At 69.9% G+C, this 15072-nt stretch carries 12 protein-coding genes and 1 pseudogene; 12 read left to right on the top strand and 1 reads right to left on the bottom strand.

From position 1 onward, the window contains the following. Positions 1 to 98 precede the first annotated feature (98 nt). On the top strand, positions 99 to 644 hold the full coding sequence (locus tag ACI2LW_RS33220; RefSeq protein WP_404734987.1) for an NUDIX hydrolase: 546 nt from the start codon (positions 99 to 101) through the stop codon (positions 642 to 644). A 20-nt stretch (positions 645 to 664) separates the two neighbouring features. Here ACI2LW_RS33220 and ACI2LW_RS33215 read toward each other — a convergent pair whose 3' ends face one another. Then, positions 665 to 1171: an NUDIX domain-containing protein gene (locus ACI2LW_RS33215; RefSeq protein WP_176945002.1), complete on the bottom strand. Its 507-nt coding sequence runs from the start codon at positions 1169 to 1171 to the stop codon at positions 665 to 667. A gap of 166 nt (positions 1172 to 1337) precedes the next feature. Between ACI2LW_RS33215 and ACI2LW_RS33210 the strand changes: the two genes are divergently transcribed. The 11 genes and pseudogenes from ACI2LW_RS33210 to ACI2LW_RS33160 all read left to right on the top strand — a co-directional run. Then, positions 1338 to 2546, top strand: a complete 1209-nt coding sequence (locus tag ACI2LW_RS33210) for a hypothetical protein (RefSeq protein WP_061915971.1) — start codon at positions 1338 to 1340, stop codon at positions 2544 to 2546. Between the two features lie 470 nt (positions 2547 to 3016). Beyond that, a complete protein-coding gene (locus ACI2LW_RS33205) occupies positions 3017 to 3484 on the top strand; it encodes an NUDIX domain-containing protein (RefSeq protein WP_055493687.1) in 468 nt (155 codons plus the stop codon). After that, positions 3481 to 4578, top strand: coding sequence for a DNA-3-methyladenine glycosylase family protein (locus tag ACI2LW_RS33200; protein WP_404734986.1), 1098 nt, complete (start codon positions 3481 to 3483; stop codon positions 4576 to 4578). The genes ACI2LW_RS33205 and ACI2LW_RS33200 overlap by 4 nt, the downstream gene beginning before the upstream one ends. 586 nt (positions 4579 to 5164) lie before the next feature. Then, on the top strand, positions 5165 to 7033 hold the full coding sequence (locus ACI2LW_RS33195; RefSeq protein WP_404734989.1) for an ABC transporter ATP-binding protein: 1869 nt from the start codon (positions 5165 to 5167) through the stop codon (positions 7031 to 7033). Positions 7034 to 7309: 276 nt separating this feature from the next. Continuing rightward, complete coding sequence (locus ACI2LW_RS33190) at positions 7310 to 8695, top strand: MFS transporter (protein ID WP_404734985.1); 1386 nt, start codon at positions 7310 to 7312, stop codon at positions 8693 to 8695. Then, a complete protein-coding gene (locus tag ACI2LW_RS33185; protein WP_404734984.1) occupies positions 8692 to 9141 on the top strand; it encodes an NUDIX domain-containing protein in 450 nt (149 codons plus the stop codon). Before ACI2LW_RS33190 ends, ACI2LW_RS33185 begins: the two co-directional genes overlap by 4 nt. Before the next feature lie 191 nt (positions 9142 to 9332). Beyond that, positions 9333 to 10565, top strand: a complete 1233-nt coding sequence (locus ACI2LW_RS33180) for a methyltransferase domain-containing protein (protein WP_404734983.1) — start codon at positions 9333 to 9335, stop codon at positions 10563 to 10565. 101 nt (positions 10566 to 10666) lie between these two features. Then, positions 10667 to 11095 (top strand): HIT family protein, encoded by a 429-nt coding sequence (locus ACI2LW_RS33175; protein ID WP_404734982.1) that lies wholly within the window; start codon positions 10667 to 10669, stop codon positions 11093 to 11095. Between the two features lie 176 nt (positions 11096 to 11271). Beyond that, positions 11272 to 11928: a class I SAM-dependent methyltransferase gene (locus ACI2LW_RS33170; protein WP_404734988.1), complete on the top strand. Its 657-nt coding sequence runs from the start codon at positions 11272 to 11274 to the stop codon at positions 11926 to 11928. Next, positions 11925 to 13304 carry an NUDIX domain-containing protein gene (locus ACI2LW_RS33165; protein WP_404734981.1) on the top strand — a complete coding sequence of 460 codons (1380 nt, stop codon included), beginning with the start codon at positions 11925 to 11927 and terminating at the stop codon, positions 13302 to 13304. Before ACI2LW_RS33170 ends, ACI2LW_RS33165 begins: the two co-directional genes overlap by 4 nt. Positions 13305 to 13354: 50 nt before the next feature. Further along, positions 13355 to 14983, top strand: a pseudogene (locus ACI2LW_RS33160) (methyltransferase domain-containing protein); the annotation flags it as partial. Positions 14984 to 15072 lie beyond the last annotated feature (89 nt).

Raw genomic sequence — 15072 nt, 5'->3', positions numbered from 1 at the left:
GAGCCATCAAGGGCAGCCAGCATGAAAACCATCCCTGCCCCACCCGCGCAGTCCCAGAGTCGCGAACTCGCGGGACGCACTCAAGAAGGTAGGGCCGCATGACTCCGGCCACCCCGGCTCCCGGCGGCGGGGCCCGCCTCTGTGACCACGCAAGCGTCGGGGTACTGATCTCCTCCCCGAGCGGCCTGCTGGTGTTCGAGCGGGCGACTCCTCCGGCCGGAATCGCCCCGGTCGCCGGCCACGTCGACGAGCATGGCGGCCCCGAGCAGGCCGCCCGCGACGAAGTCACCGAAGAGGTCGGTCTCACCGTCACCCACCTGAACCTGCTGCTGGACCAGTGGCGCCCCAACCACTGCCACCGCACGCCCAACGGTCCGGTCGGCCACCACTGGTGGATCTTCCAGGCCGAGGTTTCCGGGTCGCTGTGCCCCTCGCCCCGGGAGGTCCGCGCCCCTCGGTGGATCCACCCAGCCCAGCTGCAGCAGCACGCGCTGCGGACCGCCGCGCACGCCAACGGATGCCTGGACCGTGAGGAGTTCGAACGCGAACCCGGCCTGGAGCCGGTGTGGTGCCGCTTCCTGCACGACCTTGAGCTCGTCACCCTGCCCTCGGCCGACCTCGACCGGATCGAGGCCCTCCTGTGAACGGCGGCCAGGGACCTACCTCAGCAGGAGCCGACCGCCCGGCCGGCTGCCAGACGGCGAGCGTGCGCACGGATCCGCTCGCGGTCCTCGGGGAAGACACTGTCCCAGCCTGTGTCCAGACGGAACCATGCCGCCGGCTGGTTCTGCTCCCCGGCGAGCGGCACGTCGCGTCCCACGATCGCGGCGTAGGACAGGCCCAGGGTCGGAGACCAGTCGGCCCGGTAGGAACGCACCGCCACGGCCGCGGGCTCGGGCAGCAACTCGGTGCGCAGGCCGGTCTCCTCCAGCAGCTCTCGTGCCGCCGCCGCACGCGGCGCCTCGCCCGGCTCCACCTTGCCGCCCGGCGGCACCCATCCGCGCACGCGGTGCTTGACCAGCAGGACGTGCTCGAAAGCAGGGTCGGTGACCCACACCTCGGCCGCCAGCGGCTCCATGGGATGCCGGCGGGCTTCCTCTAGCCAGGCCCGTGCACCGTCGAACTCCCACGCGGCGAGGCGGGCATCCGCAACAGCCTCGCCCAAGATCATCTGACCAACTTCACCATGACTCACCCGCCCCACCCTAGGCCGACGAACCGGCCGGACGTCGCAGCGACGAGCAGGCAGCCATACGGGGAGGTCCGGCCGACCCGGTGGCCCCTTCGGGCTGCAGGGCGATCACCCGTGGCACCCGCTTCACACGAAGGAGACCAGCGTGCACGATGAGCAGCCCTCGTACCGGGGAGCCTGGGTCGTCCTCGGCGGCGTCCACCTCCTCAACCGCACCGCGCCACGGCGACCAGACGAGCCGATCGTGCTCGTACGGGTGCCACCGCAGGAGGTATGCCGGCCGGCCACCACCGTGATCGTCCGCTGGAACGCGCTGGGGCCCTGCCCGGCCGAAGCGCTGCAGCCCGGCGGCACCCGGCTCGGGGCGGCCAGGATCCACGGCGGCGAACTGTTCCCCGACGCCATCGCCGGCCCCGCCCTGCGCGGCCTGGTCGGTACCGAGGCCGCCCCCGGCCTGGTGCCGCTGTGCTACCTGGCCGAACACCCCGGCGGCGGCTACCACGCGTACGCTCAGATCCGCTTTCACCCCGAGGACGCCTGCTTCGTCCGCACCACCCGGGAACCAGTCGGCCACGGCCCGGTCGAGGAACTGCGCTGGTTCGACCCCGTGCTGACGGCGCACGCAGAGTCGAGTACGGCGCTCAACAACCATCTGCGGTACTTCCGCAAGCACTTCTCCGGCACTGAGCTGGAGATCAAATACACCCTCGACCCGGCACCGGACATCTGGTCCGCGTCCATGGAACTGCTCAAGGCACTTCGCGACGGCAAGCTGGAAGGCTGCCGTCCGGAGTACCGGGAAGAGTTCCAGATCCACCACACCGAGAACCATCTGTTCGACGTCACCGGCCCCGAGCCCGAGATCGGCTACGCCTCCTTCATCCCCACCGTCACCGCCGGGCACGTGCTCAAACGAAAGTGGTTCACCGAGGACGCCTTCGCCCGCCGCGAGGAACTCACCCCTGGCCTCGACATCACCCCCGACCGCTTCGAGACGTTCCTGCGCGAAGACCTGAACCTCCAGGTCCGGGCCATGCCGCCCTTCCAGCGCGTCCGCTACGACATCCAGTGCGAGTCGCTGCGCACCGGACACGTCTACGGCATCTTCCTCGACCGCTGCGCCCTCCTGGCGGCCCCCGACGTGGTGCTCTCCCAGTGCGAGCTGGAGTACCTCCGCTCACGCAGCATCCTCGACCACCACCAGGACGAGATCCTCATCGAGATGAAGCGGATCGACAGCTGGCTCTGCGAGTACCTCGCCAGTCACGGTTGGACCGCCGAGCACACCTTCTACTCCAAGCGCAGCTTCCTTCGCGACGCCATCGCCCTCCGCCCGGACCTCGCCACGCCATGACCGACCAAGCGCCCCCCGGCAATCCCCCGCAGGAGGTACCGCAACCCACATGAGTGATCGAACACTGCATCACAGCCCGCCCCACCCGACCACACAAGGAGAGAGCCCGGTATTCGAAATCACGCTCTAGATTTCGCCCTCCTCCACCCGTTACGGCTACAGCAGGACCGCCGTTACCCGATCACCTGTCCGCATCTCGCCCCGAGGAGTCCCCATGCATCCCGTACGCCGCCCTGGACTCGTTCATCCTGCGTTCGAAAATGCCGCTACCTCCTCGGGCGCCAGCCTTCGCCTCACCTCCGGTCGCGCAGCTCTGCTCGACGACGGGTCACGACCGGATACGAGGTACCTGGCATGACGCAGCCCGCACCTCTCCCGTCCTCCGTTCTCACCCATAGCTTTCGGCACGGCGGTGCCCTCGTGACCAACGGTCGGCACACCGTAGAACGCCTGGTACAGGAGGGCCGCCCGTGAGCGACTCGCCTCACCAGCTGATCGCCGACGTGGCACAGGTCCTGCTCCGTACGAACGGCGCCGCCCTGTGCGTACGCCGCGCACTGGACGCCGCCCTCGCACCGGGACAGCTCACTGTCGTGGGCGGTCACCTGGAAGTCGGTGAACCACTCGACCATGCTGCGCGACGCGAGGCCATGGAGGAGGTGGGGGTCCTTATCACTGCTGAGCAGCAGGAGTTCTGCGGGCTAATCCACCACCACGACACCGACGGTGGCCTGGATCGGATCACCGCCGTGTTCGTGGCGCAGTCGTGGACGGGTGAGCCGTACAACGCCGAGCCACACAAGCACGAAGGGCTCTTCTGGGTGCCGATGGAACGACCGTCGCCGGACTGTCACCCCTACACCGCCACCATCTTCCACATGCTCACCCACGGCCCGTCCTACCGGGCCATCAACTGGCCTGCGGGAGGCGCTCGGTGAAGAGATTCTTCGGCCCGGTCACGATGGCCGATCCGCAGGTCTCCGACGCCGAACACGAGCTGTTCGGCGGCCCCCTGCGACCCACGGCCGCCACCCAGGAGCATGACGTGAACCCCCGCACCCTCGACCACACCGACACCCTCGAACTGTCCGTAACCGGCGACGGTCCGTTCAACGCCCTGCACACCTTCTGGAAGCCGTCCCACTACGCCACCCGTCTGGAAGCCCACACCGAGTCCTGCAGCTGGCGTACCTTCCGAGTCGGCGACCTCGTGGTCGGAGTCCGGCTGCACGCCGAGGACCGCACCGTGATCGCTGACATCTACACCGACGGTGACTTCAAGCCCGCCGACCGCGAGGAGCTGACGCGCTGGCTCATCTCTTCATACGGGTTGGACGAAGACCAGGCGGCGTTCGCGGAACTCGCGTCCCGAGTGCCCGCAATGCGCGAGGCACTCGCAGCCCTGGGCGGGATGCGGCAGTCGTGCCCGGAGGACCACTTCGAAATCGCCGTGATCGCCCTGCTGCTGCAGAACGTCACCATCGCACGCACCACCCAGATGACCCGCAACCTGCTGGTCCACTACGGCCGTCTCGTCCACTTCGACGGGATTACGCTGCGGGCCTGGTTCACCCCAGACGAGATCGCCCACATCCCGCCGGAGACGCTGAAGGAACGGGACCGTCTGGGCTTTCGCGCCAAAAGCCTTCCGCACTACGCGGCCTACTTCCGCGACCACAGCACCGAGGACCTCACGGCCGCCGGAGACCTGATGGAGGCCGTCCAGGAAATCAAAGGAGTGGGCCCCTACACCGCCGCGGTAATTGCCTCCCACGCTTCCCGCGACCCGGCCGTCTTCGGCATCGACGTGTGGAACCGCAAGATCCTTGCGCGCCGCCTCCTCGACGCTGACGACGCCGCGCCGGAGACCGTGATGACCCGCCTCAACGAACTCTTCCCCGGCTACGCCGCCACCGCCGGCCTCTACCTCGTCGAGCACGAGTACCTGACCAATCCCGTCGCCCCGCTCCTGCGTTCCGGCCCCGACGCCCTCACCGCATGGAACGGGGCCCTGGAGCAGACCGGAACCTGACCCGCCCCCCAGGTCGAGAGCAGCGGACGCCACCGCCGCCGCTGCTCCTCGTTGCCATGCCCGCACCGCGCCCGACGGGATCCCCCGCAATACCTCGAAAGGGTGATCCCAGCTGTTCGAGCGGCACAGGCGCGACCCACGACAAGGCCCGCTTGACCCCGGACACCCAATAGAACATCCGTCCATTATCTGCCCCGGATCTGCCCGTGACAGACCCGTCCGGGGGGCCGTTGTTAGAGCACCAGTACCCCTCGTGCGTCCATCTGGAGGACTCCGTGAACCCTGTGCCCGTCCCTGCGAATCCCATCGCCGCATTCGAACGACCTATGCCGGCTGTCCCGTGCTCCGCACGATCCGGGCGGCAAGTTGACGCCGCCGCCCAGCGCGCAGCACGACCGGATACGAGGTGGGCAGCATGAGTGAGCCCACCGATGCATCACCCGACAACATCCCGGGGCCGCGCACCGCCCCGCTGGAGTCCACCCCCTCTTCGTTGCCTCCCGGACCGACGACCGGGCCCGACGCGTCCTCTACAGCCGAGCCAGATGCGCCATCGGAATCGGAAACGGCTGCCACGGAGCCGCAGATGCGGTATGTCGATCTGACGGGCAGCCGTGAAGCGGCCGGCCGTTCGATCAGGATGCGCGATATGGCCCGGCGGCTGCCGCAGTTGGTACGCCGGTCACTGGCTCTCGCGTGGCGGGTCGACCGCCGAGCGACCATCGGTCTCCTGCTATGCCAGGCCGTCACCGGCGTGATGCAAGCCCTTGGCCTGGTCGCCATCAGCGGCACCCTGACCGCCCTGCTGACCAGCGGAGACGTCTACCAGCGGCTCCTTCAGGCGTGGCCGTCCGTGGCCCTGCTGGCCGGCACCGCCGGCGTACGCGCCCTTTTGGGGATCACCGTCTCTTGGCTGTCTTCCCGGTTGGGCCCACTGATGTCGCGCGAGGCCGAGCAGATGCTCCTCACCGGCTGCGCCGAGGTGGAGCTGTGCGCCTATGACGAGCCCGACTTCAACCACGACCGCGAAGCCGCCGACCGCGGGGCGCAGGTCACCGGGAATCTGATCGACGAGGGGCAGGACCTGATCGCCTCGTCGGCCTCCTTCGTCGCCGGAGCGATCGTGCTGGCCGGCGTGCACTGGGTCCTTCTCCCCCTTCTGGTCGCGGCCAGCCTGCCGCAGGCCCTGGCACAGGTCAGCGCCGCACGTGTGCGATACCTGGCGAATCTGCGCAGCAACGGCGATCTGCGGATGCTGTCGATCCTGCGCTGGCACATCTACACCAAGGAGGCTGCCGACCAGATCCGTGCCGGCACCATGGCCGGTTTCCTCTCCGACCGGTACCGGCAGACGGTCGCCCGGATCAACCGCGAGGACCGCGCCGCCGCCGACAAGGGGGCCCGCATGTCGCTGATCGGCGCGCTGTGCGGCGGCGTGGGTTCGGCGGTCGTATGGGCAGCGGTCGTGTGGCTGCTGGCCACCGGCCGCATCAGCGTCGGGCACGCCGGGACGGCTGTTTTCGCCCTGCAGACGGTGGGCCAGTCGGTCCGCGGTCTGGTCTCGGTAGGGGCGCGCGCCGTGCGCACGGGCCTGTACATGGACGACTGGAGCGGCTTCCTGGACAAGGCCGGAGGGTTCCGCATGCGCCGGGGTGCGCATCGCCCGGGGCCGCCGAAGAAGATCGAGGTCAAGTCGGTCACGCACCGGTACGCGGGCAAGAACCAAGATGCTCTGTCCGACGTGACGCTCACCCTGCGCCAGGGCGAGGTCACCGCCCTTGTCGGCTTCAACGGCTCGGGTAAGTCGACGCTGTCGAAATTGATCAGTGGCCTGTACCTGCCCACCGAGGGGCAGGTGCTGTGGGACGGCGTTCCCACCGGCGACGCCGAGCCGCGGGCGCTGTGGAAGCAAGTGGCCCTGGTACCCCAGACCTACGCGCGTTGGCCGTTGACGGTGCGGGAGAACATCACCCTCGGGCAGCCCACGGCACGTGGCGACGCGGCGGTAAGCGAGGCGTGTGAGGCCGCCGGCGCCGACGAGGTCGTCGACAAGCTCGGCGCCGGCCTGGACACTCTCCTCGCCCGCGAGTGGCTCAACGGGGAGGAACTGAGCGGGGGCCAGTGGCAGCGCATCGCTCTCGGACGGGCCTTCTTCCGCCAGGCGGGGCTTTTGGTCCTTGACGAGCCGACCGCGAACCTCGATCCGCTTGCCGAGTACGGGATTTTCCAGCGGCTACGGGGTCTTGCCCGGGACCGGGTGGTACTGCTGGTGACCCACCGCATCACCAGCGTCGCCGTAGCCGACCGAATCGTCGTTCTCGACGAGGGCAGGGTCGTGCAGGAGGGCACCTACGAAGAGCTGGCCGAGCAACCGGGTCTGTTCCGACAGCTGCTGTCGTGCCAGGTCTCCTCGGATGCCCGGGACGATGACGCACAGCGGCAGGCATCCGCATGAGCACACGCCCGCGGAAGAGCATCATGCTCCCAGATCTGTCCGCCGCCGTGAGCACACAGCACACCGCCATGCTGACCCGTCCGGATGCCGATGTGCTGAACGGCCCCCATCCATGTGACGCTCCCCTTCTGCGGCGGAAGGGGTTTCTGCTCCGCGGCTGTATCCGGGGCAGCGACCCGGGCGTGGACACCGCGGTGCCTGGGATGCCCGAGCAACACGATCACGCAGCCACGGTCGTGCCGGGCGTGCGCCCGACGGGAGCCGAGGGGGTACGTCATGTCCTCCCTGTGTGACCCCATCTCGTCGGCCGGAGGGACGTCGCTGTGGCGGCACCAGGACTTCCGTCGATACCTGACCGGCCAGGCCGCCAGCGTGGCCGGCAGCTCGATCAGCGCGATGGCCCTGCCCGTGCTGGCCGTTCTCGAACTGGATGCCAGCCCTGCCCAGGTTGCCTGGATCACGTTCATGGGCCAACTCCCGCCCGCTCTTCTGGCTTTGTACGCCGGAGCGCTGGCCGACCGGCGCTCCAAGCGGAAGCAGATGATCACCGGCGATCTGGTCAGCGCCGTCGTGCTGGCCAGCGTGCCCGCAGCGGCGGCGCTGGAAAGGCTGTCCCTGGCTCAGCTCATGGTGGTCGCTGCGGTGCAGGGTGCGGCAGGGGTGCTGCATGATGCCGCCGCGATCAGTCTCCTGCCCAGTTTGGTCGACCGGTCCCTGATCCAACGGAGCAATAGCCGTATCGGCGCCCTGTTCGCCGTCGCCGCCACCGCCGGCAGCAACCTCGGCGCCACCCTGACCGCGCTCCTCGGACCGGCCCGGGCACTGCTCGGTGACGTCGGCTCCTACCTCGTCAGCGCCTGGTGCACCGCCCGTATCCAGACGCGTGAGACCACCCGGGCGCGAGCAGGAAGCCACCGTCTGCACGCCGAGATCGGTGAGGGCCTGCGGTACGTGCGCCGTGACCACCGGCTGCGCACGCTGACCCTGGTCAACGCGACCACCTCGGCCGCCCTGGCACTCCTCAACACCCTGTGGGCCCTGTACCTGCTCAAGTCCCTTTCGATGGGCCCGACCGCCTTCGGCGTGGTCCTGGGGCTGGGAGCCCTCGGCGCGGCGGCAGGAGCACTTGCCGCCCCGGCCCTCGCGCGACGGTACGGCGCCGGGCCGATGATGCTCGTCGCGCTCGCGCTCACCCCGCTCACCCAGATCCCGCTGCTCCTCGCCTCCCCAGCCGTGTCCTGGCAGATCGGCATCGGCGCCGCCCTGTTTCTCCAGCTGGCCTGCGCCGCGGCGGCGGGAACCACCCAGCGCTCCATTCGTCAGGTCGTCACCGCCGATGACATGCAGGCCCGCATGCAGGCCGTGAGTACCTGGCTCACCTCAGGCGCCCGGCCGGTGGCCGCCCTGGTCGCGGGCGGCCTCGGGACGCGGATCGGGGTACGGCCCACCCTGGTCGTCGGAACCTGCCTGCTCCTCGTCCCCCTCGTGGTCCTCTACCGCTCCCCACTACGCGGCCTCCGCCAGATGCCCGGAGCCCAGCCCGTCCCCTCCCATCCAGGAGATCCACTCGTGCAACCACCCGTCCCCTCACCTTCACCCGGCGCCGCCCCCGCCGGCGACGGACAGCGCAATCCCGCGGCGGGCGGAGGTGGTACGGCGTGAGCGCGGAACTCAACGTGATCGGCGGCCACCTGTACCTGGAGCGGGACGGCATGGTGCTGCTCGGGCAGCGGCACCCGGATTCGGCATACGCGGGCGGCCAGTGGCATCTGCTCGCCGGCCATGTGGAACGAGAACCGGCCCGGACCTGCGTGGCACGGGAGGCGATGGAGGAGGCGAAGCTGGTCGTCGCCGAGGAGGACCTCGTTCTCGTGCACATGGTGCACCTCCTGGACCACGAGGACGCCGTCCCGCGCGTTCAGCTGTTCTTCCGGCCCAGGCGATGGGAGGGCGAGCCCCGTGTGCTGGAGCCGGACAAGTGCCTCCGTTGGGCCTGGTGGCCTGTCGACCGCCTGCCGGAGCCGACCGTTCCCTACACCCGAGCGGCCATCGAGGGAATTCGTGCCGGCCGGCTGTATACCGAGATCGGTTGGGAGCGGCGGAAGTGAGCACCCCGGACATGGACACGCACCGGCCTGGTCCTGAAGCCGCCCAACAGCCGGACTCCTCTTGCAAACACCGCGCAGAGATCCCGGATACACCCGCACCTTCCGGTGCAAGCACTGCAAGAACGGCCGTAGGCCCAACCGGTCAGAAACAAGGAGAGGGTTCTACATCGAGCACATCACACCGTCCAAGGATGTCCGCTGACCTGCTCGACGCAACGGCCGCCGCCAGAACCGCGATGGTCGACCGCCTCGTCGCCGACGGCGTGCTGACCGACCCGCGGCTGCGCGATGCCCTCCTGCGTGTGCGGCGGGAAGTCCTTCTCCCCCACGCATACGTCCGGGTCAGCGGCCCAGGCGCGGATCCGATCGACTGGCGGCTCCTCGACGGCTCGCACCCCGACGACCAGGCGGAGTGGCTCGACCTCGTCCACAGTGGCGACTCCGTCTTGCTCCAGCGTGACGGCGAGCCGCTGGACGCCCTTCGCCGAGGACCGGTGACCGGCGGCCACATGACCTCCATGAGCACCTACGCCCCTGCCACCGTCGAGGTGTTGCAATGCCTCCAATTGGACTGCGGGCAGCGGTTCCTGGACCTTGGGTCGGGTCCGGGGCTCTCCCTGGCGCTCGCCGCTGCCATCACGGGCCCTGGCCGTGCCACCGGGGTCGAACGCGATCCGCACATGAGCGTGTTCGCCCAGCGGAACCTGGACCGGCTCGGGCTGGAAGCGACGGTCGTCGAAGGTGACGCGCTCAACGGACACGCCACCGGGGCACCGTATGACCGGATCCATTCCGGCATCGGCGTGCCCTGCATCCCGCTGGCCTGGGTGGAGCAGCTCGCCCCCGGCGGAACGCTGCTGACCACGCTCGTGACCAGAACGCCCAGCTGGCCAGGTCAGATGCGCGCCACTCGCACGATGAAGGGCAGGCTTCAGGCGGTGCTGACGGGCAGGCCGCGCGGCCACCGGCCCCTGCTCGGCTACGAGTGGCTCACCGCCGTGACCCACCGGCCCAAGGTCAAGGCTGACCCCGGCCGACCGCGCCCAACCCGACTCGCGCCGCCCGACGATGACGCCCACGGCTTCTGGATCGCCGCCGCGTACCTGGCACCGGGCTTGGTCAGGGATTTCCAGGCCGACACGATGACCATCGTCGCCCCGGAGGAGGATTCCTGGGCGGTGGCCGGCCCCGGCGACGGCACGGTCCGCGTGCACGGGCCGCGTGATGTGTGGGCCGAACTCGAAAACGTCCACGACGCTTGGGAGCGGGCGGGCCGTCCGGACACGTACCGGGTCGATATTCCGGACGGCGGGGGCCCGCAGCGCGTCGCCTCCGGTCCCGGCCGGATGGCCCTCACCTGGACGCTGCCCCCGCTCGCCGCCGTCCCCCACCAGACGTCTCCATCGCTCGGGAGTTGTCCATGACCCAGCAACGGCACCCCGTTCCCCCGCCCGCCGACGGCCCCAGTCGACCGGCCGGGTGGTCCGAGGAATTCCTCCGCCACCGCGACGGCCAGGGCTGCCCCATGTGTGACAACGACTTCGCCGCCGACGACATCGGCTGGGGGATCCTGCTCCACCAGGGCGAAGTGGCCAACGCCTACCTGTGGCGCTCGGGCCAGGTCCGGGGCTACTGCGTACTCATTCACCGCGGCGCACCGCACGTCGCCGAGCCCACCGACCTCTCAGACGCCCACGCCGCCGCGTACTGGGCCGACACCCTCACGCTCGGCAAGGCCCTGACGGCGTTGTACCAGCCGGTGAAGATGAACTACTCCACCCTCGGCAACGTGGTGCCCCACCTCCACACCCACATCGTTCCCCGCTACGCCGACCACGCCGACCCGGCGCCAGGCGGGCCGCTCCCGTGGACGGCCCTAGATACAAACCGCCCGGACGAAGTACAGCTCCAGGCGGACGCCGCCGCGCTGCGCGCGCTGCTGGAGCAGGCATGAGGGGCCGCCCGGATGAAGAGTCCGGGGACCTGTTCGCCTCTGCGGCGGCCGATTACGCCCGATACCGGCCGGGCATCCCGTCCGAAGCGGTCCGCCTACTCGTCGGCACAGTGAGAGGTGTCGCTCGGCCTGTCGTGCTCGATCTCGGCTCCGGGACCGGACAGGTTGCAGCTGCGCTGCTCCCCGCTCTTGCGCATGAGGCCCGCCTGGACCTAGTGGATCCAGACCCAGGGATGCTCCGCGAGGCCACTGAAACCCTCGCCCCGCTCCTGGGTGACAGTCCCGCTGGCTTCCACTGCGTGCGGGCCGAGGACTTCACGCCGCCGTTCGACGGCTACCGAGCGGACCTGGTCACGTGCGCGCGGGCGTTTCACTGGATGCCCCGCCCCGCGGTCCTCACGATGGCCGACCGCGTCACCGCTCCCGGGGCCGGCGTGGCGATCATGGGAGATGGCAGCCTCTGGACCTACCAAGCGCAGTGGACGGCAGATCTGCAGCGGCTCATCCAGTCCTACCTCGGCCCCGAGCGGCGGGCCGGCACCGCTGGGGCGTACACCGAGCCGGGGCGCCGCTACGAGGACGACCTCGCCGAGTCCGCGTTCAGCGACGTCAGCGAGCACCAGATCCCGGTCCGCCGCACGTGGACACCCGCAGCCGTGGTCGGTTATCTACGCAGCACGAGCTTCGCCCGCCCGGCGCTCTTCGGCGATCAGCACGCACGGTTCGAGCAGGAGGCCCACTTGCTGCTGGAGGAACACGCCCGAGGCGAACGGCTCGTCGAGGACGCCGTGTTCACCATCCTGCTCGCGCACCGCCCCGGCGGTGACCGGTGAGCGGGGGGCGGCACACCGAGCCGCTGGACGTGCACCTGGTCGCGGTCCGCGATACCGCGGCCGGCCCCGAAGTGCTCCTATCCCGGCGGGCCGGCGACGTCTACGCGACAGGACTGTGGCATCTCCCATCTGGTCACCTCGACCCCGGAGAGGATGTCGTCACCGCGCTCGTGCGGGAGACCAGCGAGGAGACCGGCGTCATCGTCGACCGCGCTGATATCCGCGCGGCCGTCACCGTGCACCACCGCTCCCCCGGCGGGGGCGCACGCGTCGGGTTCTTCTTCGAGGTCCGGCACTGGCGCGGCAACCCCCGCGTCATGGAGCCGGACCGGTGCGACGCCATGAGCTGGTTCCCGCTCGACGCGCTGCCGCAGCCCATGGTGGCCTACTGCCGGGCCGGGCTGGACGCCTACCGGGCCGGAGCCCGGATGGCCCTGCATTTCCAGGAGCCCGGCGATCCCATCGCCTACGCCCCGGCCGTCGACCGGCTGCGCCTCGTGCCCGACGCCGGTCCAAGCAGCACGGTCCCTGAGGACGCGGTGCGGGACTTCGTCGAGCGGGCGGTCGGCAGGATCACCGGCTGGACGGATGTCTCCTGGGCACGCAAGGGCAGTCAGGTGTGGCGGGCACGCGATGCCGAGGATTGGGTGTGGTTTGTCAAGATCCACCAGAACGACCGCTTCCACCAGCGCGAGTTGGCCGCATACCGCAGCTGGGTTCCCCGTCTGGGCCCGCTGGCACCCCGTCTGGTGGCCGTCGACGAATCACTGCGGGCCATCGTCATCACCACGGTGCCAGGCCGCTCCCTGCACGGCGCCGTCCACCCGCCCGACCAGGAGCGGCGGATCTTCCACTGCATCGGGCAGCTCGCGGCAACCATTCACCGCAGCGCCCCGGCACTGCCGCCCCTCCCCGACTCTCTGCCGCTCGAGAAGCTGGAACGGCACCTCGACGGCGCACGCGCCTACTTGGAGCCCGGGGACGAGGCGTTCATCCGTGCCACCGCAAAGGGGGCCGCTGGTCTGCCGGCCCTGGAGAGGGTTCCCACGCACGGTGACTTCCAGCGGCGGAACCTTCGCTGGGAGCAGTCGACGGGCATCTTGTACGTGATCGACTTCGAAAGAAGCGAAGGCGGTTCGGCCGTCAGGGACTTCGTCCGCTTGTCCGACGCCTGGCACGGACGGCCGGACCTGCACGAGGCCCTGATGACCGGCTACGGCCGCCCCCTGTCCCTCGCCGAAGAAGAGCACCTGGTCGTCCTGTCCGTATTGGATGCCGTCTCCGGCATCCAATACGGCGCCGCCCACGGCGATCCGGAACTCGTCGAGCGAGGCCGCCGCACCCTGGCCCGGCTCCGCGCAACGAACCGTCATTGACCAGCACACCACACCACCCACCAGCTGAAGAGCAGTTGAGGAGCACGCCCGTGGCGTACGTCGTCCGCGACCAGTGGCAGCAGCACTATGTCGACGGCAAGGGGTTCCGGGAACTCGGTGAGCGCGAGCGGGCCCTGCTCGCCGAGCACGCTCCCGTTCCCGATGGCGGCGGACGGGCGCTCGATGTGGGCTGCGGCACCGGCAGCCTGGCCGCCTACCTTTCCTCCCTCGGCTACACGGTGGACGCCGTCGACTTCGCCGACAGTGCTCTCGCCCGGGCCCGGGACGAACACGCCGACGTCGAGCGGGTGCGCTGGATCTGCCTGGACATCGAGCGCGACGACCCGGCAGATCTGCACGAGGACGGCTACGACCTGGTCACCATGCGGCTGATGTACCCCTTCCTGCGCGATCGCAGCCGCGTCCTGCACGGGCTCGGTGAACGACTGCGGCCCGGCGGCACGCTTGTGGCCATCACCCCCGTGGTCGAGCACACCCCAGCCGAACGACGGGACATCGCCCTCGACGAGGACGAGGTCCGCCTGCTCGCCGAAGGCTGGGAGACCGTCGAGCGGCTGGAGGCGGACCAGCTCGCTGTCCTGGTCCTGCGCGGCCCGTGCCACACCGGCACCCGGGCGGTGGAGCGGCAGCGACCGCCCACCGGTCTGGCTGTGACAGGCGCCCTTGCGGTCGTCACCGACGAGGCCGGCCGGGTCCTGCTCGGCCGCTCGCGCCGGGGCATGTGGGAACTTCCCGGCGGGAAGACCAGTGGTGCGGAGTCCTTCGAAGCGGCGGCGGTTCGGGAACTGGCCGAGGAGACGGGCCTGACCGCCTCGGCCTCGGACGCGCACGTGGTCACGATGCTGGCCGACGACAGCCACGGCGTGCCGCGGCTCACCGCGGTCGTCCGTATCACCGCATGGTCCAGCACCCTCGCCAACCGAGAACGGCAGTTGTTCGACCGGTGGGAGTGGCATGACCTGCACGCCGTGGCCTGCCTCGGTCCCGTGTTCGCTCCAGCCGCGCAGGCCCTGGGCGCGACCTGGCCCGGGGTTATTCCTGGCCTTGCACCGGTCCACTCCTATCCGCTCGCGATCGACCAGCCGCCCGTGCCCGGCGAACCGGCCGAAGCTGTCCGGCTGCGCCAGCAGATGACCCAGACGGTCATCGACGGGGGCTGGGCGCCCTCCGAACCGGTACAGCAGGCGCTGCGCACGGTGCCTCGGCACCGCTTCGTCCCCGAGAAAGCCCTGAAGACCGCGTACGACGGCGGCGACCGGGCCGTCGTCACCCGCCGCGACGAGACGGGGAAGGCGACCAGTTCGGTGTCCGCTGCCTGGCTCCAGGCCGACATGCTCCAAAGCCTGTGCCTGAAGCCGGGAGCGATCGTGTTCGAGGCGGGATCCGGCGGCTACAATGCCGAGCTCATCGCCCATGTGGCCGGCCCCACGGGCAGGGTGGTCACCGGCGACATCGACCCCTACGTCGTACACCGCACCCGGCGGTTGACCACAGAGGCCGGCAGCGGCCGTGTCACCGCGTTCCAGGGCGATGCGGCACTCGGCGCCCCCTCACACCTCGTACCGCGCGGCGGCTTCGACGCAATCGTGATCACCTACAACTCCTGGGACATCTCCCCCTCCTGGCGGGAGCAGGTAGCTGAGGGCGGGCGCCTAGTGTCCTGCGCCGGTAGTCCGTCGTTAGATCTCGTATGAGTTCTTCTGCCGGGGTGCCGGTGCCGCGTCGTGGTCCGAAGTTGGAACCGCTG

The sequence above is a fragment of the Streptomyces sp. NPDC004065 genome (genome assembly GCF_044903565.1).
GTDB lineage: Bacteria > Actinomycetota > Actinomycetes > Streptomycetales > Streptomycetaceae > Streptomyces.
Note: the sequence above shows the minus strand (reverse complement) of the source record. Positions and strands in the feature narration are given on the sequence as shown.

Excerpts from the sequence above, each read along its gene's own strand:
- ACI2LW_RS33215 (WP_176945002.1), bottom strand. The coding sequence starts at position 1,171 with ATGATCTTGGGCGAGGCTGTTGCGGATGCCCGCCTCGCCGCGTGGGAG.
- ACI2LW_RS33195 (WP_404734989.1), top strand. The coding sequence starts at position 5,165 with ATGCGGTATGTCGATCTGACGGGCAGCCGTGAAGCGGCCGGCCGTTCG.
- ACI2LW_RS33220 (WP_404734987.1), top strand. The coding sequence starts at position 99 with ATGACTCCGGCCACCCCGGCTCCCGGCGGCGGGGCCCGCCTCTGTGAC.
- ACI2LW_RS33175 (WP_404734982.1), top strand. The coding sequence starts at position 10,667 with ATGTGTGACAACGACTTCGCCGCCGACGACATCGGCTGGGGGATCCTG.
- ACI2LW_RS33190 (WP_404734985.1), top strand. The coding sequence starts at position 7,310 with ATGTCCTCCCTGTGTGACCCCATCTCGTCGGCCGGAGGGACGTCGCTG.
- ACI2LW_RS33180 (WP_404734983.1), top strand. The coding sequence starts at position 9,333 with ATGTCCGCTGACCTGCTCGACGCAACGGCCGCCGCCAGAACCGCGATG.